At 35.4% G+C, this 23,235-nt stretch carries 25 protein-coding genes and 1 pseudogene; 8 read left to right on the forward strand and 18 right to left on the reverse strand.

What is annotated here, in order from left to right; translation table 11 throughout:
- Positions 1–488: 488 nt before the first annotated feature.
- The 6 genes from QUF93_RS19450 to hutP form a co-directional block, all read right to left on the reverse strand.
- Positions 489–950, reverse strand: coding sequence for a CarD family transcriptional regulator (locus QUF93_RS19450; protein WP_171903127.1), 462 nt, complete (start codon positions 948–950; stop codon positions 489–491).
- Positions 951–1,255: 305 nt separating this feature from the next.
- Positions 1,256–2,227 carry a formimidoylglutamase gene (gene hutG / locus QUF93_RS19455; protein ID WP_289359880.1) on the reverse strand — a complete coding sequence of 324 codons (972 nt, stop codon included), beginning with the start codon at positions 2,225–2,227 and terminating at the stop codon, positions 1,256–1,258.
- Positions 2,206–3,477, reverse strand: a complete 1,272-nt coding sequence (hutI, locus tag QUF93_RS19460; RefSeq protein WP_002121461.1) for an imidazolonepropionase — start codon at positions 3,475–3,477, stop codon at positions 2,206–2,208. The genes hutG and hutI overlap by 22 nt, the downstream gene beginning before the upstream one ends.
- A 12-nt stretch (positions 3,478–3,489) precedes the next feature.
- A complete protein-coding gene (hutU, locus tag QUF93_RS19465; RefSeq protein WP_289359881.1) occupies positions 3,490–5,148 on the reverse strand; it encodes a urocanate hydratase in 1,659 nt (552 codons plus the stop codon).
- A 23-nt stretch (positions 5,149–5,171) separates the two neighbouring features.
- Positions 5,172–6,689, reverse strand: coding sequence for a histidine ammonia-lyase (gene hutH, locus QUF93_RS19470; protein WP_289359882.1), 1,518 nt, complete (start codon positions 6,687–6,689; stop codon positions 5,172–5,174).
- A 102-nt stretch (positions 6,690–6,791) separates the two neighbouring features.
- Positions 6,792–7,232, reverse strand: coding sequence for a histidine utilization transcription antiterminator HutP (gene hutP, locus QUF93_RS19475; RefSeq protein ID WP_000926519.1), 441 nt, complete (start codon positions 7,230–7,232; stop codon positions 6,792–6,794).
- 197 nt (positions 7,233–7,429) lie between these two features.
- On the opposite strand from hutP, the gene QUF93_RS19480 reads away from it, so the two are divergent.
- Entirely contained in the window at positions 7,430–8,377 is a 948-nt protein-coding gene (locus QUF93_RS19480) for a class I SAM-dependent methyltransferase (protein ID WP_289359884.1), read from the forward strand.
- Positions 8,378–8,390: 13 nt separating this feature from the next.
- On the opposite strand, the gene QUF93_RS19485 is transcribed toward QUF93_RS19480, so the two are convergent.
- Positions 8,391–8,963 carry a DJ-1/PfpI family protein gene (locus tag QUF93_RS19485; protein WP_289359886.1) on the reverse strand — a complete coding sequence of 191 codons (573 nt, stop codon included), beginning with the start codon at positions 8,961–8,963 and terminating at the stop codon, positions 8,391–8,393.
- Positions 8,960–9,547, reverse strand: coding sequence for an ATP/GTP-binding protein (locus QUF93_RS19490; RefSeq protein WP_353050847.1), 588 nt, complete (start codon positions 9,545–9,547; stop codon positions 8,960–8,962). The genes QUF93_RS19485 and QUF93_RS19490 overlap by 4 nt, the downstream gene beginning before the upstream one ends.
- A 250-nt stretch (positions 9,548–9,797) precedes the next feature.
- Here QUF93_RS19490 and QUF93_RS19495 point away from each other — a divergent pair, with 250 nt between their 5' ends.
- Together QUF93_RS19495 and QUF93_RS19500 are read left to right on the forward strand one after the other, a co-directional pair.
- Positions 9,798–10,094, forward strand: a complete 297-nt coding sequence (locus QUF93_RS19495) for a hypothetical protein (RefSeq protein WP_289359888.1) — start codon at positions 9,798–9,800, stop codon at positions 10,092–10,094.
- A gap of 104 nt (positions 10,095–10,198) precedes the next feature.
- Positions 10,199–10,630: a DUF2621 domain-containing protein gene (locus QUF93_RS19500; protein WP_289359889.1), complete on the forward strand. Its 432-nt coding sequence runs from the start codon at positions 10,199–10,201 to the stop codon at positions 10,628–10,630.
- A 66-nt stretch (positions 10,631–10,696) separates the two neighbouring features.
- Here the strand turns inward: QUF93_RS19500 and QUF93_RS19505 are convergent, their stop codons facing one another.
- Positions 10,697–11,203, reverse strand: a complete 507-nt coding sequence (locus tag QUF93_RS19505; RefSeq protein WP_289359890.1) for a CcdC family protein — start codon at positions 11,201–11,203, stop codon at positions 10,697–10,699.
- Positions 11,204–11,294: 91 nt separating this feature from the next.
- Positions 11,295–12,002, reverse strand: a complete 708-nt coding sequence (ccdA, locus tag QUF93_RS19510; RefSeq protein ID WP_002121477.1) for a cytochrome c-type biogenesis protein CcdA — start codon at positions 12,000–12,002, stop codon at positions 11,295–11,297.
- Positions 12,003–12,488: 486 nt separating this feature from the next.
- On the opposite strand from ccdA, the gene QUF93_RS19515 reads away from it, so the two are divergent.
- Complete coding sequence (locus QUF93_RS19515; protein WP_289359891.1) at positions 12,489–13,397, forward strand: EamA family transporter; 909 nt, start codon at positions 12,489–12,491, stop codon at positions 13,395–13,397.
- Between the two features lie 160 nt (positions 13,398–13,557).
- The gene (locus QUF93_RS19520) at positions 13,558–14,718 is read left to right on the forward strand and encodes a M20 peptidase aminoacylase family protein (protein ID WP_289359892.1); all 1,161 of its coding nucleotides are present in this window, start codon (positions 13,558–13,560) and stop codon (positions 14,716–14,718) included.
- Between the two features lie 21 nt (positions 14,719–14,739).
- Here QUF93_RS19520 and QUF93_RS19525 read toward each other — a convergent pair whose 3' ends face one another.
- From QUF93_RS19525 to alsR, 4 genes are all read right to left on the reverse strand, one after another.
- Entirely contained in the window at positions 14,740–15,687 is a 948-nt protein-coding gene (locus tag QUF93_RS19525) for an ABC transporter permease (protein ID WP_289359893.1), read from the reverse strand.
- On the reverse strand, positions 15,680–16,591 hold the full coding sequence (locus tag QUF93_RS19530; RefSeq protein ID WP_289359894.1) for an ABC transporter ATP-binding protein: 912 nt from the start codon (positions 16,589–16,591) through the stop codon (positions 15,680–15,682). The genes QUF93_RS19525 and QUF93_RS19530 overlap by 8 nt, the downstream gene beginning before the upstream one ends.
- Before the next feature lie 94 nt (positions 16,592–16,685).
- Entirely contained in the window at positions 16,686–17,261 is a 576-nt protein-coding gene (locus QUF93_RS19535) for an FtsX-like permease family protein (protein WP_289359895.1), read from the reverse strand.
- Positions 17,262–17,519: 258 nt separating this feature from the next.
- On the reverse strand, positions 17,520–18,428 hold the full coding sequence (alsR, locus tag QUF93_RS19540; protein WP_289359896.1) for an acetoin biosynthesis transcriptional regulator AlsR: 909 nt from the start codon (positions 18,426–18,428) through the stop codon (positions 17,520–17,522).
- A 151-nt stretch (positions 18,429–18,579) separates the two neighbouring features.
- On the opposite strand from alsR, the gene QUF93_RS19545 reads away from it, so the two are divergent.
- Positions 18,580–18,945 carry a CidA/LrgA family holin-like protein gene (locus QUF93_RS19545; protein ID WP_002121493.1) on the forward strand — a complete coding sequence of 122 codons (366 nt, stop codon included), beginning with the start codon at positions 18,580–18,582 and terminating at the stop codon, positions 18,943–18,945.
- Positions 18,942–19,619 (forward strand): LrgB family protein, encoded by a 678-nt coding sequence (locus tag QUF93_RS19550; RefSeq protein WP_289375797.1) that lies wholly within the window; start codon positions 18,942–18,944, stop codon positions 19,617–19,619. The genes QUF93_RS19545 and QUF93_RS19550 overlap by 4 nt, the downstream gene beginning before the upstream one ends.
- 13 nt (positions 19,620–19,632) lie before the next feature.
- Here the strand turns inward: QUF93_RS19550 and QUF93_RS19555 are convergent, their stop codons facing one another.
- Complete coding sequence (locus QUF93_RS19555; RefSeq protein WP_289359898.1) at positions 19,633–20,040, reverse strand: NUDIX hydrolase; 408 nt, start codon at positions 20,038–20,040, stop codon at positions 19,633–19,635.
- 140 nt (positions 20,041–20,180) lie between these two features.
- On the opposite strand from QUF93_RS19555, the gene QUF93_RS19560 reads away from it, so the two are divergent.
- On the forward strand, positions 20,181–20,381 hold the full coding sequence (locus QUF93_RS19560; protein ID WP_070144415.1) for a DUF3903 domain-containing protein: 201 nt from the start codon (positions 20,181–20,183) through the stop codon (positions 20,379–20,381).
- A 324-nt stretch (positions 20,382–20,705) separates the two neighbouring features.
- Here the strand turns inward: QUF93_RS19560 and QUF93_RS19565 are convergent.
- From QUF93_RS19565 to QUF93_RS19575, 3 genes and pseudogenes are all read right to left on the reverse strand, one after another.
- Positions 20,706–20,891, reverse strand: a pseudogene (locus QUF93_RS19565) (sulfite exporter TauE/SafE family protein); the annotation flags it as partial.
- A gap of 90 nt (positions 20,892–20,981) precedes the next feature.
- Positions 20,982–21,128, reverse strand: a complete 147-nt coding sequence (locus QUF93_RS19570) for a BC1881 family protein (RefSeq protein ID WP_000836278.1) — start codon at positions 21,126–21,128, stop codon at positions 20,982–20,984.
- Between the two features lie 164 nt (positions 21,129–21,292).
- The gene (locus QUF93_RS19575) at positions 21,293–23,020 is read right to left on the reverse strand and encodes an S-layer homology domain-containing protein (protein WP_289359899.1); all 1,728 of its coding nucleotides are present in this window, start codon (positions 23,018–23,020) and stop codon (positions 21,293–21,295) included.
- Between the last annotated feature and the right edge of the window lie 215 nt (positions 23,021–23,235).

A 23,235-nucleotide genomic window follows, 5' to 3' on the forward strand; every position in this document is an offset into this window, starting at 1 on the left:
ATAAAAACAAAAATTAAAAAGGTTTCCTAGTTAGGAAACCTTTTTAAGTTGACCATATAAGGCTAACAATTCGTTTATCTCTTTTACATAAAGAAATTAAACAATTATTATCTCCTCACATATGGAAAATCTCTTAACAATAGAAATGAGAGTGGCTCAGTATTCTTCTAAAAATAAAAACTTATATACCTAAAACAATGAAAGCCCTACCTCTCTTTCATCCTTACGGCTCCTTGTCCGTGCCAGTGTGAATCAGGATTGCAAAAATTAAGTAACTATTTTATCGAAGTATTGAATTAAACTTCGAACATTCGTAAAAGAAATTAAAAAATAAAAATGGATTAAATTGTAGTCATAACAAACGAGGTTAATGCTTTAAAAGTGGTTTGAAAGAGTTGAATGTCTTTGAAATGATTGATTTTCTATAATTATATTCCCAAAAAATTCAAGATCTTTTTTGGGATGTAATATATTATTTGTAATGAACCTTAACAAAAGCTTTTTATTTGATTTTCTGTGATACCTTCAATTAATCCCAGTTCACTAATCAAAAATTCATGTGCGTTATCTAACATTTTCTTTTCGCTTGCATTAAGTGCTTTTTCTTTCTGCATACGTAATAAATCACGTACAACTTCAGCACCTTCTTGTATTTTACCCGTTTTTATTTTATCTGTATTCAATTTATACCTTTGTTTCCACGTCAGTAATCTGTCTGATTCTCCATGTTGAAAAATATCTATTATGTTTGTTAATGCCTTTATATCCGTAACTGGTCGTATATTTGAACTCAATATTTTCCCCATAGGAATCATTACTTCCATATTACTAGCCGACATTTTTATGACATAATACTGTTGTTTTTCTCCTGAGATTTCCTTTTCTTCTATGGCTTTAATTATACCTGCTCCGTGCATTGGATAAACGATGTTATCGCCAATTTGAAACAAATAATCCACCTCCATATATGGTAACCTTCTCAATCTTAACACACATTTATTTTTTTAGCAAAATTTTTATAATATCACAAAATTATTTTCTATGTCAATTTATTTATATAGAAAAATTCAAGCTTTACAAAAACACTAAAAAACCCGCAATTTTGTTACCTTTTCACGCCCATCCCCTCCAAGTTTATATGCCTTATAAAATAAAAAATACATCACTACATATAAGTAATGATGTATCTTTATATAATGCGTAACATGAAAGACAAAAACGTTTACTTCAAAACTTCACACACACGATCCTTCGCTTATATACTAACCTGCTTACTAATCGTTTCTCGTGCTAATAGAAAGCTCATAATAACTTGTGCCGCTACTCTACTCGTCATATCCCTAAAATCAAGAGTTGGATCAATTTCTACTATATCCATTCCTTGAACGAGGGGTTCTCTGCCAAGTAATTCAATCGCATCAAGTAAAGTTGCGCTATCCATTCCTCCAGGGCCAATTGCTGGACAACCTGGCGCAAACGCTTGGTCTAATACATCCATATCAAGAGAAACATATATGGCAGTTACACCTTGTTTACGTAGTATTTCAATACTTTCCGCCATAATATCTTTTATTTCTCTTTCTCTTACATCTTTCATTGTATACACTGTCACGCCATGCTCTTTTGCATATTCATGGTATGCTCGTGCATTTGAAAAATTGCGAATTCCAATTTGAACGAGTTGTTTTCCCGTAATGACATCATTTTCTAGTAGACTACGGAACGGTGTACCATTTGATGGACCACCATCATCTAAATTACGTAAATCATGGTGGGCATCAAATTGAATAATACCGATTTTTCCTTTACTCGTTGCAAAACCACTTATACTTGGAAAACTAATAGAATGGTCACCACCAAGAACAATCGGTGTCATTTTCGGGTTCACTTTCGTCAAATGACCAAGTGTTTTCGCAATTCGATTATGATTTTCTTTTATATCTGTAACATGCATCGTAATATCACCGCAATCATATAAGACACTTTCTTTCATGTCGTGCTCTTCTGTAATCGCGTATGTGCTATATGCATCTAGCATTGCACGAATCGTTTTTGGTGCAAAACATGCACCCGAATGACTAATAGATGGTTTAGAAAGTGGCACTCCAATTAATGCAGATCCGAAGATTTCCTCTCCCTCTTCCCAATCTCTAATCATATCACTCCATTTCGTTACTTCACGATCAATAAACTTTGCATTTTTCTTTAAATAGTGGCCGTGCTCCACGATTTTTCACCTCTTGTATATGCGATATTACCATTTTTCCATACTGTATTTACATGACTTACACCGTAATGGTACGGTACATAAGCATAATTATAAGCATCCCATAAAACTAAATCTGCCTTACGACCAACTCTAATTTTCCCAGCTACATCACCACGATTAATTGCATAAGCTGAGTTAACTGTTACAGCATTCCAAACTTCTTCTGGTGTCATTTTCAGCTTTAACATCGCAATACTCATAATAAGCTGAATGTTTTCAGTTGGACAGCTACCTGGATTAAAGTCTGTAGCTAACGCAACCGCAACACCTTCATCGATCATTTTACGCCCGCGAGCAAAACTTTCTTTATTTAAATAGAAAGTTGTTCCTGGTAATAACGTTGCGACTGTATTCGAGTTTGCAAGCATTTCAATTCCTTTATCAGAAGCGCCAACTAAATGATCCGCTGATGCTGCTCCGATTTCAGCCGCTGCTTCCGCACCACCAAGAGGGTCGATTTCATCCGCATGAATTTTCACATCAAATCCAAGCTCTTTCGCTTTTAATAAAAATTCTTTTGACTCTTCTACAGAGAACACACCTGTTTCACAGAAAATATCAACGAACTCAGCTAATTTCTTCTCTTTCATTTCCGGTAATAAATCTAACATCCATTGTAAAAATTCTTTCGATCTACCTTTATACTCTTTCGGAACTGCATGAGCACCTAAAAATGTTGAAACTAAATCTATTGCATGCTCTTTTTGTAATTGTGCAGTTGCCTCCAATTGTTTCCATTCTGTCTCATCATCTAATCCGTAACCACTCTTCGCTTCTACAGTTGTCACACCGAAAGATAGCATACGATCTAAATGGAATTTCGCTTTTTGAACAAGTTCTTCTTTCGATGCTTGTTTCGTTGCATTTACCGTCGAAAGAATACCTCCACCTTGTTCTAAAATTTCTAAGTATGGAACTCCTTGTAATTTTAACGCGATTTCATTTTCACGAGATCCACCAAATACAAGATGAGTATGCGGATCAACAAGACCAGGAGAAACCATTTTCCCGCCGCAATCGATAACTTCTTTCGCCTGAAGTCCTTTTGCTTCTTCCGCTGTTCCAACGAAAGTAATCACGCCGTTTTCAATTCCAACCGCACCGTTTTCAATAACAGGAAGCGTGTTCATCGCTTCCCGTCTTAACAAGCCATCTTCTTGATCCATTGTTAGTAATTGACCGATATTTATTAGTAAAGTGTCCAGCATGTTTTCTCCTCCTTATTTCATCATTGGAATGTTAACGCCTTTTTCTTTCGCAGTTTCCACAGCTAAGTCATATCCTGCATCAACGTGACGAACAACACCCATACCAGGGTCAGAAGTTAATACACGCTCAATACGTTTTGCTGCCGCTTCTGTTCCATCTGCAACAATAACCATTCCAGCGTGAAGTGAATAACCCATACCAACGCCACCACCGTGGTGAACAGATACCCAGCTCGCACCGTTTACACTATTAATTAATGCATTTAGAATTGGCCAATCCGCTACTGCATCACTACCGTCTTTCATCGATTCAGTTTCACGATTTGGAGATGCTACTGATCCGCAATCTAAATGGTCACGGCCGATAACGATCGGTGCTGATAATTCACCATTCGCCACCATTTCATTAATAATGCGTCCAAACTTCGCACGCTCACCATAACCAAGCCAACAAATACGTGATGGAAGACCTTGGAACTCAACTTGCTGACGTGCCATACGAATCCAATTACATAAATGCTCATTATCAGCAAACTCACGTAAAATCACTTCGTCAGTTTTATAAATATCTTCTGGATCACCAGAAAGAGCTACCCAGCGGAATGGTCCTTTTCCTTCACAGAATAACGGGCGAATAAATGCTGGAACGAATCCTGGGAAATCAAAAGCATTTTTCAAACCTTCATCGAAAGCAACTTGGCGAATGTTATTTCCGTAATCAAATGTAATCGCACCTTTTTCTTGCATTGCAAGCATTGCTTCCACATGTTTTGTCATGCTTTCTTTCGATAATTGTACGTAACGTTCTGGATCTTCTTCACGAAGTTTCGCTGCTTCTTCTAATGTGTAACCTACTGGAATATAACCGTTTAATGGATCATGAGCAGATGTTTGATCCGTAACTAAATCTGGCGTAATATTACGCTTCACTAGTTCTGGTAAAATCTCCGCTGCATTTCCTAACAATCCGATTGAAATCGGTTCTTTCTTCTCTTTATACTCGTTCGCAATAGTTAATGCTTCTTCTAATGATTCTGTATACAGATCACAATATCTCTTTTCAATACGACGATCGATACTACGCTTATCTACATCAATAGCGATCACAACACCGCCATTCATCGTTACAGCAAGAGGTTGTGCACCACCCATACCACCTAAACCAGCAGTAAGTGTTACTGTACCTTTTAATGAACCATCGAAATGTTGACGAGCCGCTTCACCGAATGTTTCATATGTTCCTTGTAAAATCCCTTGTGTTCCAATGTAAATCCAGCTACCTGCTGTCATTTGTCCGTACATCATAAGACCTTTTTTCTCTAGTTCACGGAAGTGATCCCAGTTCGCCCATTTTGGTACTAGATTAGAGTTTGCTAGAAGAACGCGAGGTGCATCTTCATGTGATTTAAAAATTGCAACTGGTTTTCCTGATTGAACAAGTAACGTTTCATCGCTTTCTAACGTTTTTAATGAATCTACAATCGCATTGTAGCTCTCCCAGTTACGAGCTGCGCGGCCAATTCCGCCATATACAACTAATTCTTCTGGTTTTTCAGCAACTTCAGGATCTAAATTGTTCATTAACATACGAAGTGCAGCTTCTTGAACCCACCCTTTCGTTTGTAACTCAGTACCTCTTGGCGCACGAATTGTTTGTTGTACTTTTTCCATTTCAATCTCTCCCTTTTCTCGTTTTATAGTGCTGCATTTACATCCAATCTTTCCTTTATTGAATAGTTCGTTTTTAACCAATGCGTAATATTTTCGATATCCGTTGAGAATATACGGTCATTTGTAATAGAAGGCACTTGTTGACGACCTTGATGATAGAACGATTTCGTCACTGTACTCATGTTTTCAATCCCGCGATATTCTGCTGCTTGCATCGCACAAATCATCTCAATCGCAAGAACGCGTCTTGCATTTTGAATAATTTGATGTGCGTGGCGTGAAGCAATTGTTCCCATACTTACGTGATCTTCTTGGTTAGCTGACGACGGGATTGAATCTACACTCGCCGGATGTGCTAACGTTTTATTCTCAGAAACAAGTGAAGCTGCAGCATATTGCATAATCATTGCACCAGATTGTAGTCCTGGCTCTGGACTTAAAAATGGCGGTAAATCATTTAACTGCGGGTTTACTAATCGTTCAATACGACGCTCTGAAATATTTGCAAGTTCCGCCATCCCTACTTTTAAGAAATCCATCGCAAATGCAATCGGTTGACCGTGGAAGTTACCACCTGAAATTACCTTTTCCCCACCATCAAAAATAAGCGGATTATCTGTCGCTGCATTCATTTCAATTTCTAATTTTTCTTTCACATAATTTAAAACTTGCCAAGAAGCACCGTGCACTTGCGGGATACAACGAAGTGAATATGCATCTTGTACCCGAAGTTCTCCTTGCTTTGTAATAAGTTTACTATCATGAAGAATGTCACGAATTCTGCTTGCTACTTCTACTTGTTCTTTATAACCACGCGCTTTATGAACATTTTCATCAAATGCATCAATAATGCCGCGCAAACCTTCGATTGTCATGGAAGCAATTAATTCAGATTGATAAGCCGTTGCTTCTGCTTCTATATAAGAAAGAACTCCTTGCGCTGTCATCGCCTGCGTACCATTGATTAACGCAAGACCTTCTTTTGCTTCTAATTCAATAGGTTCAAGTCCCTCTTCTGTAAGAGCAACCATCGCATGAACTCGTTTTCCTTTGTAGAACACTTCACCTTCACCTAATAAAACGAGAGCAAGATGAGATAAAGGTGCTAAATCACCACTCGCTCCTAGTGACCCTTGTTGCGGAACGACTGGATGAATTTTGCGATTCACAAACTCAAGAAGCATATTTACAACAAGCGGTCTAACACCAGATACTCCTTTAAGCATCGTATTAGCTCGTAAAATTAACATACCGCGTGATACTTCCTCAGGAAATGGATCGCCTATCCCGCATGCATGTGACTGAATTAAATTATGTTGAAGTGCCTTTACATCTTCTTTTTGAATAAGCACATCACTAAACTTTCCAAATCCAGTTGTAATACCGTAAACGACTTTTCCGTCTTCTACAATTTTCTCAACTACTTCGCGGCATTCAGCCACCTTTTGCATACTATTTGGGCAAGCTGTTACACCTTCACCTTCAAGTAACAACCTTTTCATTTCTTCAACTGTCAATGTATGTCCTGTTAACGTAATCATCATTTTTCCTCCTTAAAAAAGCAAAAGGGGACCTTACCTTTTTAAGACAGACTTCTGTCCTAAAAAGCAAGGCCCCCTTCTAACTAATAGACTATGGGCAAATCATATGTGATTAATTCCTAAACCAATCGCCTCATGCTCAGATCCTTTTACAGGTGCACCAATCGTTCCATAAAGTGCAACAGCAACCCATTCGCCTTCTTTTTTTCCGTCGTATGGTGTACCGCGCACAATTGCAAAACGAAGTCCTACTGTACGAAGAACGTCTGCTAACTGAATTTGTCCTCTCGTCACTCCGTACAAAGCTTCCATAATTGCATGATAAAGTGCATGTGTTTCTCTGTAAACATCTGTTTCAATAACTCGGTTGCTCTTAGCCGCTGTTTCCATTGCTGCTACAACTTTTTGCGAATTCATAGAACCAACTTTCCCCGTACAATATTTCCAACCTTTCGGAATAGATAATACAGGGCTTTCATTCTCATCCGCAAGTGCCAACAGCATGGCCATACGACCAATTCGATGTGTTCCTTGAAGAAGCATGTGACTCTCTCATTTCTTTTGAATTATTTGAATATTACTTAATTTAAGAATATATGAAAACGGTTAAATCGTCAATAGTTTAAAATAACATTCAAACAATTTTTTCATCTCTCCCCAATCTGTGTACACAAATTATTTACACAAATTTTTCAGGCATGCTATAGTCTCACTAACAGATGCAAAGGGGCGAGATTTCATTGGCAAAACGAAAAGATATTCATTTTCGAATTGACGAAAAATTACTAGTAAGATTTGAAGCAGCACTTCATTACGAAGGTTTAAATAAAACAGACGTTTTAACACATGCAATTCAACAATTTTGCACAAAGGTGGAATACGAAAAAATGAATGATGTAAAACGCCAATACAGCGTCAGCAACCATTTACAAATACGCATCGATACACATAAACATTACGAAGAAACACGAGTGGATTTAGATGAAGTTGTCATTGAACATTTACAACTTCAAGGGGAAGAAAACATATTAGAGGTTGGGTGCGCTAACGGAAAATTTCTTTCCCTATTACAAAATAATGGTCATAAAGGCCAATTAACCGGGTTTGATCAATCGGAAACTATGCTTTCTGAAGCTGCTAAAAAAAGTACTAGAATTAGATGGAAACAGGGTGATGCTAGTAAACTTCCTTTCGAAGCTAATTGTTATGACTGGATAATCGCAAAACATATGTTATACCACGTGAAAGATGTTGACAAGACAATTCAAGGTTTTTATAAAGCCCTTCGCCCTGGCGGTGCACTTTTAGCCACAACAAATTCCAAAGTTTCATCACCTCGTATAGTTAAAGTATGTAACAACATGCTAGACGCATTTGATTTACCGAAAACATCACCAGCAGTCGCTCCATTTTGTTTAGAAAATGGTAAAGAGATATTACAATCTGTTTTTCCAATTGTTGAAGAAACAATCATTCATAATGCACTCGTTTTCCATCATGCCACTCCGATCGTAAACTATATTTCTAGCATGTTTCCGTCGCTAAATATACCTGATAATATATATCTTCACACCGAAATGAAGGAATGGCTAAAAGAAGAAATAGAAAGTGAATTATCACTTCACAACGGTATATGGCGCGATCCGAAAACTTTAGCGATTTATCGATGTAAAAAAGAAAAAAGCTAGCAAATGCTAGCTTTTACACGTTTTCAGGTAAAAGCTTCTCCATTACCACATTACCCTTACCACTATAAAAATTTATATTATTTTCGTTCGCTACTCCAAAATAAGAAGCAATCGCTATTCCAAATGGCACAAATGCATGTCCTTGTGCCGTAATAATATGTGATTGCTGTACAACTTCTTCATACACAAAGTTTTCTACTGGAAAACAATCTAATTTTTGATAATCTATAGTCGCTGTATAAGAAATTTCTTTTAATAAACCTGCTCTTGCTAACGCATACGGTCCAGCACAAATCGCAGCTACTAATTTTTCTTGTTCATGAAATTGACGAATGATTGAAAAAAGAGGTTCTGCACCTTTCAACTGTACTTCTTCTCCACCTGGAATAAGTATCCCTTCATACTCTTCTACGCTCACTTCGCTTAAATCTATATGCGGCTGTATTCGTAAGCCTGTTTCACTTATAATCAATTCTGTTGTTAAACCCGCTGTAATGATTTCATATTTATTTTTCAGCAATGCCGTCGCTACCGTGATTTCAAACTCCGCAAATGTTGGGTATACGAATAATAATATTTTTTTCATATTCCTTTCCCCCTTAACCATTCCATAAAATGTATTTCTAATTCGTTCACTGATAATGTATTCGTGTCCACATAAGTTACAGGAAATTTTTTATACCATTCTTTTTCGGTTTCTACTAATTTAAATTGTTCCTCAAATGTACTTCGATTTCTTGCCCTATCATTATTTTTTCTATCATATACATTCTCTTTCGAAACATCTAAATAAAAAATTGCATCTGAACGGTATTCTCTTAATTTACATAAATCATCTTGTAATTCCATTTCTATATCCCACTCTTCTCCTATTAATTTTGAATAAAAAAGCGTATAGAACTGGGTGTCTTCTGGCCCACGATCAAAAATCACGACTGAACCTTTCACATTTTGAAACTCCTTTATTTTTGCTTCAATGAACATTTTTTGATTTGCAATAAACCCCTCTTTTGTGGAAATATCCAAATTTAATTCTTTCCGCTTTTCTACAATTGGATAAGGATTTTCATATATAACCGAATGTCCCCTCTCCTCTAATCTTTTTGCTAATGTCGTCTTCCCACTTGCCATCGGTCCTTGAATTGAAACTATGTAAGTCATACCTCTCATTCCTTTGCACTATAGTAAGTTGCTTTTATAATATACAGAATTTTAAAAACCATCAACAAAATACTTACCATCTTGTTTCCTATTCCTATCTGACTTATAATAAAAAATAGAGATGATTATGAACGCATTTTTTATGTAAGCTTGGGTTTCCAAGCTTACATTATTTTTTGCTTCCACTTTTCTTATAAAAAGAGTATACTGGTTTAGAACGTATGTTCTTAATGATTACATACAGTAAGGGGATAGAACAATGGTATACGACACAAAAGCAATTTCTTGGAATGAATCTTTAAAACAACTTCAACGCCGCTATACAAACAAACAAGTTGACCGAAAAGAATTTGAAGACATTGAACTAATGGAATTCTTCCGCGATAACGACTACATTTCTTTACCTACACATATAAGCGGCCTATCAACAGCACGTTTTACTTCTTACTCTATTTTCACAACTGAAGATAAAGATCGTAAAGTTGGCACACTTATCATTGAATATGTAGAAGATAATAATAATATTTCATGTGTTGAACAACTATACTTTGTTTAAATGATAACGCTTGGTCAAAATGACCAAGCGTTCTTGCTTTCTACGAATCTGACTGTTTATAATATGAATAAAAGAAAACCGCAATCATTTAAGGGGGGATACGCTTGCTCGAAGGATGGTTCAGTTGGTTCATTGTATTATGGACTGTCATTTTATTAGGGCTTATGTCTATCGGTGGATATTTTATGTTCAGAAAATTTTTAAAACGATTACCGAAAGAAGACGGTATGTCTATTTTAGATTGGGAAGCACACTACATAAATAAAACGAGACATTTATGGGCTGACGAACAAAAACAATTGTTAGAAGAGCTCGTAAGTCCTGTTCCAGAACTGTTTCGCGATGTTGCCAAATCAAAAATTGCTGGAAAAATCGGGGAACTTGCATTACAAGAAAATGCCTCTCAAATTACACAAGATTTAATTATTAAAGGATATATCATTGCCACGCCAAAACGAGATCATAAATTTTTAATTAAGAAATTACAAGAAAAAGAAATTGATTATTCTAACTATAAATCTTTACTTGCAAAGTAACTTCACATTATTTTCGATAAAAAAGACAGCGCCTTTGACGCTGTCTTTTTTATACATATACAGTTTTCAAGTTAGCTTCATATCTTTTTCATTATAAAAACCATCTTCTTTTTCCATTTCCCTCTGTAATTTCGTAAAGGAACGGTACATTGCAATTCTCCATGAAACAATCATCGCGAACGCAAGTAAGAAGAACATGCCGCTAAGTTGTCCTAAATCAAGAGATTGACTTAAGTATGTTTTAAATACAATCCTCACTACAAGTAATCCAATTAAAATAAATACAAATGCTTTTGAACGCTTCAAATAAATCTCTTGTCCACGTATTTCAAATTTAGATGTTTTAATAAGAAAAATAGAGAAAAACAATCCGACACCAATCGCTTCTAACATTTCTGCTGGAGTTAATCGAAATTCAGGAAAAACATACATCAACGCTCCCGTACTCATAAAAAATGGTGGAAGTATAATTTTTTTCAATGTTGCAGGTTTCTTAGCTGCTTTTAAACGAATAAACATCGCACCAACGGCCATACAAACAGCAACGATACTTGATAAAACAACTATGTTCATATTTTCTCATCCTTTTTTTGTGGCTATACGCAAAATATAATTTCATTATATGCTTTTCCGTTAGTATTTCCAACATTTTCACGGAATAATACTAGAAACCGGTAAACCCACCAAATAAACTTGAGAAATATACGATAATTTTCGTCATCCAGTTAAAATACAGGAAGACCCCCATGACAATCATAATGTATCCTCCGACTTTCATGAATGTCATACTATTTCTTTTAATCCAAGACATTTTCGTAATAAAGAATGAAAGTAGGAAAAATGGAATAGCAAACCCAAGTATGTAAGCAATCATATAAATCATTGCTGATTCTGGATTTGTTGCAGCTAATCCAATTACAGACACTAAAATAGGCCCAGTACATGGTGTCCATCCTGCAGCAAATGCCAATCCAATTAAAACTGAACCAAAATAACCACTCGGACGGTTTTTAAAAGTAAATTTACGGTCTTGCATTAAAAACTTCGGCTTAAACACACCGACAATAATAAGACCGAACACGATGATAAATATACCACCTAACTGTCTAATTAAATCTTTATAATCCGTAAAAATTCCTCCGATAAAACTTGTACCAAATCCAATTGCGATAAATATAATAGAAAACCCAAGTAAGAAAAACGCTGTATGTATCATACTTCTTTTGCGAAGCATTGCATTTTCTTCTTTCAATTCAGAAACCGACATACCTGTTATGTATGATAAAAATGCCGGATAAAGCGGTAAACAACATGGGGATATAAATGATAAGAACCCAGCTCCAAACGCTAAAAAAATACTAATATCTTGCATTATTCCACTCCTCTCCTCCTCAATATTGTAGCAAAAACAATTGAAAATACTATGGACATTTCATGAATTCACTTTTCCAACGTGACAATAAGAAAAACTACCTTTTCACACATTTCCTAATAAAACGTTTTCATTTCCTTCTATTATATAGAAAAATCTCAATTGAATTATGAAACTCTTTCTCATTATTACTAACATAACAAAGGTTCCACAGTTTCTCAAATCATTTGCACATTACAATTAACTTCACACATATTAACCCTAAAAAATTTTTTTCAAATGCTGTCTTTATACAACGTAAAGGTGATTTTACAATACTTTAATTATTATTAATTTCAAGATTATGCATAAATATCATACTTTTATTATTATTCTATAAAATTTTGCACTTTTCTTTCATTTGACCCTTCATTTTTAATTTTGTATACTTCCCTCTAGATATATTTTCGTTACGGAACAACTTCATATAGATGGGAGGAATTTTTCATGCTTCGTTATTCTCTTTTAGTTTTATTAGGAGCGTGTAGTTATGGGATTTTAGCTATTTTCGTTAAACTTGCATATGCAGAAGGATTTTCACTTGGAGAGGTAATTGGTAGCCAATATTTGTTCGGTTGGATTATTTTGCTTACTATTACATTTCTATTTTCTAGACACCGTGTTCCATTAAAACAAGCGTTAATTTTATTCGTTGCAGGAACATCGGCAAGCTTCACTGGAATTTTTTATTACGCTTCATTAAAAACTGTACCAGCTTCTATTGCAATTATACTTTTATTCCAGTTCGTTTGGGTTGGGATTATCATTGAAGCAGTCGCAACGAAAACATTACCTTCAAGAGAAAAAGTTATTTCGGTTATTTTCTTACTTGTAGGTACATTTTTATCAAGTGGTTTACTAGAAAAATCAGCAGGTGATTTCGATACGACTGGAATCATTTTAGGTTTATTATCTGCCGTTACATTCGCAACATACATTTTCGTGAGCGGAAAAGTTGCTGTTGAAGTGCCTTCATTACCGCGCGGTGTTCTTTTAATGGCTGGTGCTTTAACTTTAGTAATGCTCGTATTCCCGCCAACATTTATTATGAACGGAGCGATTTCTCAAGGCCTTTGGAAATATGGCTTAGGATTAGGAATATTTAGTATCGTTATTCCGTCTATTGCCTTTACAATCGGGATTCCAAAAATCGGATCTGGCTTAGCAACTATTCTTGGTGCAGCAGAACTACCAGTTACAACAATTATGTCTGTATTCGTTTTAAAAGAAGCTGTACTATCTTCACAGTGGTTCGGTGTATCACTTATTTTAATCGGTATTGCAATCCCGCAATTTGCATACGCAATGCGTGGACGTTATAAAAAACAGCATACTCATAAAAAAGTTGCAGCATAAAGTGAAACTTTAATCAGTGGGGGTTTTGTTCATCCCCACTGATTATTAGTTAAGCCAATCGGGGATAAACGAGAGAGGATTTTCATTTGAAAATCCTCTCTTTTATTATTGTGTTATATAATGAATACAAATATTTCACTTAAGAAAGAGGGCATAATAAGTGGCATCCATTCCAAATCAATTAACAGAAAAACTTATTTCTATTCGTCGACATTTACACGAATACCCAGAACTATCGTACGAAGAATTTGAAACGACCAAAGCAATAAAAAATTGGTTAGAAGAAGCTAACATTACTATTATCGATTCCAATTTAGAAACAGGAATTACCGCTGAAATTTCTAGTAATAACAACGGACCGATTGTAGCGCTTCGTGCTGATATCGATGCCCTTCCCATACAGGAAGAAACAGATCTTCCATACACTTCAAAAATACAAGGTAAAATGCATGCTTGTGGGCATGATTTTCATACAGCTGCTATGTTGGGTGCCGCTTACTTATTAAAAGAAAAAGAAGCTTCTCTTAACGGAACTGTTCGCTTTATATTCCAAGCTGCTGAAGAAAGTGGAAACGGAGCATGTAAAGTTGTTGAAGCTGGACATTTAAAGAATGTGCAAGCCGTTTTTGGTATGCATAATAAGCCCGATTTACCAGTAGGTACAATCGGTATTAAAGATGGGCCACTGATGGCCGGAGTTGATCGATTTGAAATTGAAATTCATGGTGTTGGAACACATGCAGCTGTACCTGATGCTGGCGTCGATCCTATCGTTGCATCATCTCAAATTGTTATGGCACTGCAGACAATTGTAAGTCGAAATATAAGTTCATTTCATAATGCAGTTGTTAGTGTTACAAACATCCATTCAGGAAATACGTGGAACGTTATTCCTGAAAAAGCTACGTTAGAAGGAACTGTACGTACATTCCAAGCTGAAACACGCGAAAAGATTCCAGCATTAATGGAGCGTATTATTAAAGGGGTTTCTGATGCACTAGGTGTAAAAACAGAATTTCGATTTTACCCAGGTCCTCCTGCTGTTCATAACGATAAAGCACTCACTAATCTTTCTATTCAAATTGCAGAGAAAATGAATCTAAACGTTATCTCTCCTACACCATCAATGGCAGGAGAAGACTTTTCTTTTTACCAACAAGAAGTACCAGGTTCATTCGTCTTTATGGGAACAAGTGGTGCACATGAATGGCATCATCCAGCTTTTACAGTAGATGAAAAAGCATTGCCTATTAGCGCGGAGTATTTCGCCTTATTAGCCGAAGAAGCTATTCATCAATTATTACAAACAAAAAGCCGTTAAGTTACCCTTAACGGCTTTTGCTTATGCTGTTAAATCTCGTTTTAAAAATACAGTATAGGAAACCCCTAAAAATACAGCTAAGTATAGAAGAAGCATACAAGAAGCAAATGGGAATGTTACTCCATTAATAAAGCTTCCACCCTTTAAAAGCCCATATAAATCTGTATTCGCTGGTAATAAATATTTCGCCCATTCATATCTTGCTGCTGGAATTAGCGCTATTCCCCCTGATAATGCGAGAAATAGAGAAATTCCGATTGCACCTCCACTCGATCTCGTTAAAACGGAAATCATAAAGGCAAATGCAGCATATACAAGAGTTGGTAACCAAGATAAAATATAATATTTACTTGCTTCTACGAAAATATTTTGTTTTATTATATTTCCATTTTGAACGACAAATTCAGTCCAAGCTGGTTGTTGGAATTTATAAATAATCAACCCGCATAATACGGAAAAAATCATATTAAATATAAATAATAATGCCGAAAATATAACGATTGCCAAAAACTTAGATGTTAAAATTTTAAATCGGCTCGCCGGACGAATCGTTAAAAATTTATATGTTCCCCAGCTATATTCATTCGCAAAAATTGTACTCGCATATACGAGAATAAACGGAAGTAAAATAGGAAAAACAATAAAACCAGTATCTCTCATGAAAGAAAGTGGAGAACTACTCGCTGGCGCTGTATTCGTATCTAAATGCTTCATTTTAAGCTGGTATTCCTTTACAAGCTCGTCTCCTGACTTTTCTGTTAAAATATCCTCTTTTTTCATACCGAGCTTTTTCTCGATTTCTACAGTGCGTTCTGTATAATCCGCTTTCCACCCTTTTGTTTCTGGCTCTAAATACTTTACCGTAACCCATCCTAATCCAATAATTAATACCGCAATAACTGCAAAAGGAATAATCGTTCGCTTTCGCTTAAATATTTTATACAGCTCGTTATAAACTAAATTAAACAATATCTTTTCCCCCTGTTAATTCTAAAAACTGCTCTTCTAGCGTTTTTCTATCTTCATATACACGATAAACTTGAATATTTTTCTCCATCAATGTACGAAGAATATTTGGAATTTCTTCATCTTTCACGTTTATAATTAATTCGTTTTCTTTTACTAAAACATCGTATTCTAAAACCTCTGCCGCTTTATTCGCATCATCTACACGTATATGTATTTCTTCTGTTTCTTCCTTTTTATCACTTTGAATATTTTGTGTTGCGACATATTCTCCGTGCTGAATAATAATAACCCTGTCACACATTAATTCAACTTCTGAGAGTAAGTGACTAGAGACAAGAACAGCTTTTCCTTGTTCATGTGCAATTTTCTTTATGTACATCCGCATTTCATGTATACCACTAGGATCTAATCCGTTCGTTGGTTCGTCTAGTATTAATACATCTGGATTATGTATAAGTGCCTGAGCAATTCCTAAACGTTGTCTCATACCGAGTGAATATGCTTTTACTTTACGGTCAATTACTTGTCCCATTCCTAACAATTGCACTACTTCATCGATACGCTCTTCAGTCACATTCCCATTCATTCGTCCGAAATATGTTAAATTTTCATAGCCGCTTAAGAAAGGATAAAATTCTGGCGTCTCAATTACAGCACCAATTTTCGCCGCAGTTTTTTCAAATTGCTGTTTTACAGATTGACCATCAATCCATACTTCTCCTTCTGTCATACGAATCATTCCGACCATCATTCGCATTAATGTCGTTTTTCCAGCACCATTTGGTCCTAATAAGCCAACTACTTCACCTTTTTTCACTTCAAAACTAATATTTTCTACTAACGTCTTTGAACCAATTCGCTTTGTTAATCGATCAACCTTTACGATCGCTTGCTCATTTATCATTCCATACAACCTTTCTTCTTAACTCTTTTTTTCAGTTCTTCCCACTGTATCATGATTAATATCATGTGTAAAATGAAGAAAAAGACATGATTTCTCATGCCTTTCTCCTTGTTTCATATGACTTTTCACTCTTTAATCTTTGTGTAAACCTACAACATTGCCACATTGATATTATAATGACGGTTATCATAACAACTGCTGTTACCATTATCGCATACGTCGTAATCGGTGCATTTGTTACTCCTTGGATTCCTACTGCTTTCATAAAAATAATAATAAATAATTTCAAAAATAACATACCATGAATTAATCCGAAAACGAAAGCTCCTCCGTAAATTAATAATTGCTCCTGACATAATAAACATAACATTTCTTTTCTCGTCATATTCACTACTTCGTACGATTTAAACTCCTCTCTTCTTACCTGTAAAAAAGAGGCTGTCATTTTATAAGTAATGAAAATACATACAAAAACTACAAATAAAAACATAGCATAAAACCACTTTACAAATATAAGTGTATATCCCGCTTTACTTATTACAGCTTCATTGAATCGGAATGATATCATCAAAAAACAAATCATTGTATTCATAGCAATCCACATAAATTGTTTTAACCTTTTGGTAGCAAATGTTTGTATATTTTTTCTCGCTAACCGACATAAAGACATAGATCCCTTCCCCTACCTTACTTCATAACGTACGCATTCTATACTACTAGTGTATAAAAATATGACATTTTTAACATCGCACTTCAATCGGAATCTTTACTAAGCCTTTAGTCCTAGAAACCAAGCATATTTACCTCTTTAGCATTAAATAAAAAACAAAAAAAACGGAAATGCATTTTAGTTACATTTCCGTTCTTTGTTTAACGAGGTGAATCTTTATATAACTTAATTATCATGACTGCCTTGTAACTTCATCAACTATTCAGCCTTCGTATCTTCCACTTCAATCCTTTTTTTCTCTCTTGCAATTTTCAAAAACTCTAACAACTCTGGATTGTTATTCATTTTTTTATAGGCCACTGACATTTCTGCAACAAAATTAGAATCACATAACTCTTTATATACAACTTCTGTTTTATACAATTTATTTGCGGATACAGGTATTACTGTAATTCCAATACCTGCTGCTACAAGCCCCATGACAGTTTGATATTCAGTTGCTTCTTGTACAATATGCGGACTAAAACCTACATCGCGGCAAAGCGATAAAATTGTATCGTATAACGCTGGCCATACTGGTCTCGTAATAAATACGAACGGTTCATCCCTTAAATCTTCGATATGTATTTCGTCCTTTTCAGCAAGCGGATGTGCCTTCGGTAAACATAACGTACACGAAAGTCTTTGAATTGGTTCTAACTCAAGTAATTGCGTTGGAATTGGCGGACGTAAAAATCCAATATCAATTCGATTATCATGAAGTGCATGCACCTGATCCGGTGTTGACAATTCATGTAATGCAACAGACACTCTCGGAAATTTCTTTCTATACTCCCTGACGATTGACGGTAAAATATCATATATCGCCGCACCTACAAAACCAATTGAAAGTGATCCAACTTCTCCCCTTTGAGCACTTTGTGCAACTTCTACTGCTTTCTCAATTTGTTCAAACGCTTTTTTTACTTCTTTTAAAAACATTTCTCCTGCTTCTGTTAATTCAACCTTTCTCTTCGTTCTTGAAAATAACATAACTCCCATTTCTTTTTCTAATTGCTGAATTTGTTGACTAAGCGGTGGTTGTGTCATTTGTAGACGAGCAGCCGCTCGTCCAAAGTGCAATTCCTCTGCCACTACAACAAAATATTGCAAATGCCGTAATTCCATTTTGGACACCCTTTTCATTTTCGATTAATACATCTAATATATTAATAACATATAATTTATATATTAGACAAATATTTCGAATGAACGTATAGTAGAAATTGCGAATTATTTTTTACAATTTTTATGTAAAAAACAAAGAGGTGGTTACTGTATGAAATGGTGGAAGTTAAGCGGACAAATTTTATTATTATTTTGTTTTGCTTGGACAGGTGAATGGATTGCAAAACAGGCACACCTCCCAGTTCCAGGAAGTATAATCGGTATTTTTTTATTATTAATCTCATTAAAATTTAACATAGTGAAAAAAGAATGGATACAAGACGGTGCAGACTTTTTATTAAAAGAACTTATTTTATTTTTCATTCCTTCTGCAGTCGCTGTCATTCGTTACAAAGATACATTATCACAATATGGAATCGATCTCATTTTAACTATCGTGATTAGTACACTTTGTGTCACTCTCGTAACAGGACTTTTAACAGAATTGCTATTAAAGCGGAAAGGATCACCACAATGATCGGCTTTCTTTGTTTACTATTAACACTATTCACATATTGGGTATCTAAACAAATGTATCAACGCTGGAATTGGAGCTTACTTTCTCCCCTTCTTGTATGCCCAATCATTTTAATTGCTTTATTACTTGGATTAGATACACCTTACGAAACCTACGAATCTGGTAGTCATTGGCTAACAGAATTATTAAAACCTGCTACAGTTGCTTTCGCATGGCCAATCTATAAACACTTTAATTTATTAAAAAAACATGGAACGGCCATTTTAATTAATGTCATTGTTGGTTCATTTCTATCGGTTATTACTTCCGCACTATTAGCTGATTTTTTTCAAATTGACTCTACAATAGAACAAAGTTTAGCACCGCACATTGTAACAACACCTATTGCAATGGCTATTTCAGAAATGATTGGCGGCATGTCACAATTAACAGCCGTTTTCGTCGTATTAACTGCCTTAACTGGAGCATTACTCGGTCCTACGCTCATACGCATATGCCGTATTAAAACAGCGCTCGCAAAAGGTATAATGCTAGGTACTAGCGCGAATGGAACCGGAACATCAAAAGCATTTGAAATCGGTCCTGTAGAAGGTACAATTGCAAGTTTATCAATGCTTTTAACAGCTGGAGCTAGTTTAGTTATCGTTCCGCTTTTTTTATCTTGGTTACACTAAAAAAAGCAAGTGTTTAAACACTTGCTTTTTTATTTATATATTTATTTAAAAGCTCTTGATCCTCTGGAAAAGATAATTCTTTTACTTCATCTATTCCTTTCCAAGCTATTTCATGTATTAACTCATCAGGGTCTTGTATTTTCATGTTACCGCCTATTAACTTTACAATATAGTAATGCACATGAACTGGCACCCCATATGTTATCCCTTTCTTTTCACATAGTTTTTCTATAATTTTCACTTCATAACCCGTTTCTTCCCACACTTCACGAGCACAGCAGTCCTCAAGTGTCTCTCCCTCTTCTTGTCCCCCGCTTGGCACAGTCCATCGTTTCTCTTCATCTACTTTTCCTTGTAGTACCATTAAAAATTCATTCTTTTCATTCATACATATAGCTGCCGTACCAATCCATCGTTTCATCCTATCTCCCCCCATACTAAATTTCGATTTTTCTTTATATATATCCTTGAAAAAGAGGAATAAAGGAAAACGATGACGAAAGATTACATCAACTTCATGAGCAGTCCCTTCTTAGAAATTCAAACCGGAAGGATGAAATTATGATTTCTAAATATGTTGTGGAATGTGTTTTTTGTGAAGAAAATCGAAAACCTCGGCAGGCTATCGTCACAGTGCCCGCCACTTCTCAGCTACTAGCAATCCAAAAAGTACGTGCTGAATGCAAACGACGCTTCGGAAAAACTTTATTATTGCAAACAGAAATTAAAGAAGAATTACTTATTGAACAAAAAGAAAGCTGACCATAAATTGGCCAGCTTTCTTATCCGATCATATTTTCACATGAAGATTAGGGGCATCCTCTTTAAGGATCGGGATTTACCCATTATGTGCGTTCCATAATGGTCATCGAACAATATATTTCTATACAATAAACTATTGAATAGAATAGGGCAAAACTTGTTCGCATTTTTTAGAAAAGGGATAGGGATATAATTCAAGTAATACTTCGAATACTCGAACTTTACACTCATTATATTAAAGCAAATTCTTTTATATGGGAAATATGAATTACTTACATAATTCATTCGTAAAAGATATTAATAGTTTTCTATATCTTCTCTTTACTAGACTAACAACATACATCCAGCTAATATCGGTGTCATAATCATTGAAAACCTCAACAACATGCGATGCGCATAATTTGTAAGCTTCGCTTCTATATATGCCCCTAACATTGTCCCGATTAAAACTTGTACTAATAATACATAATCTAAATACCCTTCCGAACTATATCCAAGCACACCTTCAATACCCCAATTATCTATCATATGCGCACTTCTATACAAACAAAAAGCACCCTAAATGGATGCTCTTTCTACTTTTCTATTGATAATATGTACTTACTCTTGATTAATCAAAATAACAGCAGGACCAGAAACAACTACTCCGGCCACTTCTATCTTTTCAAATTCCATCACTGTAATAGATATAACTCCTTCTCTTTCCATCAATTCCTTACTCAGGACTTCAGTCGGTATTGATTTCACCGTCCTACCTCCTTTTCATTTTATACAAAATTACAAAAACTACCCAATGCCTCTAAATATATGCATCACCTCCACTTTCATTCCTTATTCCAGTCAAAATTCACATCCCCTTTCTATAACATATTGAAAAATAAAAAGCACTCGCCAAAGCGAATGCCTTTCCATTATTTACTCTCTATTACTTTTAACATTCTATTAATAAATGCTGCCGATTCCCCACGTGTTGCAGAACCTTTTGGCATAAACTCATTATTCTCATTCCCTTTTACGATACCTAACCCATAAACACGTTGAACCGCCTGTTTATCATACGCTAAATTTTGATCCGTAAATGGTAATGGAACTAAATTACCTTTTATATTTTTGTATTGCAATGCACGATCAATCATAATGACAGCTTCATCACGTTTAATCGTATCATTCGGAGCAAATACATCATTTCCTCGTCCACTTATAATCCCAGCACTAGCTGCACGATTAATACCATCTACTAGCGATGGATGGGCTGTGCTTAAATCTTTGAAATTCGATTTCCCCTCTGGCAATTGCAATGATCTTGAAACTAAATTCGCAAATTCACCACGTGTTACAAGACGTTCTGGCCAATAAGAACCCTTTCCGTCTCCAACCATAATACCTCTTTTATCTAATTCACGAATATCTGCTTCATACCAACCGCCAGTTATATCATCTTTATGATTCGCATCATAATAAGCTTTCGTTCCCTGTAAAAATGGCTCCCACGCATTATTCTTTATCATGATGGCCGGACAATTCTTTCCGCTCCAAAATTGATGTTTTTTCATATTTTCTAAAGGAATATTTAATTCCCCCATTAAATAGGCTGCTAGTTTGCGAGCATTTTCCACAGCTTTATTATAATCGCCATCTTGGTTGACAGCAATTTCAATTGCAATTGATTCTCTATTACCAGTTCCTTCTGCTCCATCTCCAGCATGCCAACCATTTTCATTTAATGGTAGATGTTGATAAATTTCTTTATCATCTACTGTAAAATGCCAAGATGCTGAACGATCAGTCGTTCCTGTTGCTTGGCTGTATAAATATTGTGCATGGTTTCTAGCATTTGCTCCAACACTATAATTATCCGTCTCATGAATTGTAATGTATTTTGGTTTCATCGCATAACCTGGACGAATATTTTCATTTCCTGTTGGTACAATCATTTCCTTTAATGGTACACCATAAATATCCGTTGTTTTCTCTTCTATTGGTGCAGCATACATAACGGCTGCACGTTTTGTACGTGTTGGTGTTGCGTCTTGAATAAGCGAGGCCTTTGTCCCTTCAAATTTTGCTGAAGGTGCATAAATCCATTTCACCTCATTATCTATTTGGACTTGAAACCACTCTCCAACTTGTCCAATTGCAATAATTGTTTGCGGCTGTAATACTTTCTCTTCTTTATATGAATTGAATGGTGCGGAATATGTAGCCGTTTCTTCATTAATTACTAACTGTTCATTTGATAAGTGATAAATTTCCTTAACCTCTACGTTTCCTTCACTATTTTGTATCCACCCAGCTCCAGATGATGTTTCAACATAGTAAGCGTTTCCTTTTCGTTTCTCAGCTTTCACTACTTGATTTGAAATCTGAACACCTGTCGCTTTTTGTAAATCAGCAGAATCATATAAAGCTGTTGAACTTATTATATGTACAAGAAAATCTCCTTGCACTTCATTTGTTATTCCTTTGTCCTCTCCACGCCCATCTTCATCTTTCATATGGGTTTCAATACTTTTTAAAGCTTGCTCGTCAGTTGAAATTGTTACAGTCTTTTCTACTGTGTCAGCATAGGAAGAAGTTGGAATCGTTACCATACTAAATACAATTGATGCAGCTAAAACATTATAAAATCCTTTTTTCATAATAATTATTTAACACGCTTATATCGAAATTCGTGTTAACTTCCCTCCCTAATCTAAAAAATTTAATGCTATCTAGTAAACTTCTAAACTAAATAACCATTTACAATATAACAAACTCTACCCCATTCGTATAGATAGGAATGACTATTATTTGCCTGTTTTTTCTATATTGGAATATAAAAAAGAAGCTATAAAAGGTATAGCTTCTTCCCCTC

The sequence above is a fragment of the Bacillus hominis genome (assembly GCF_030348325.1).
In the GTDB taxonomy this organism is placed as follows: Bacteria; Bacillota; Bacilli; order Bacillales; family Bacillaceae_G; genus Bacillus_A; species Bacillus_A hominis.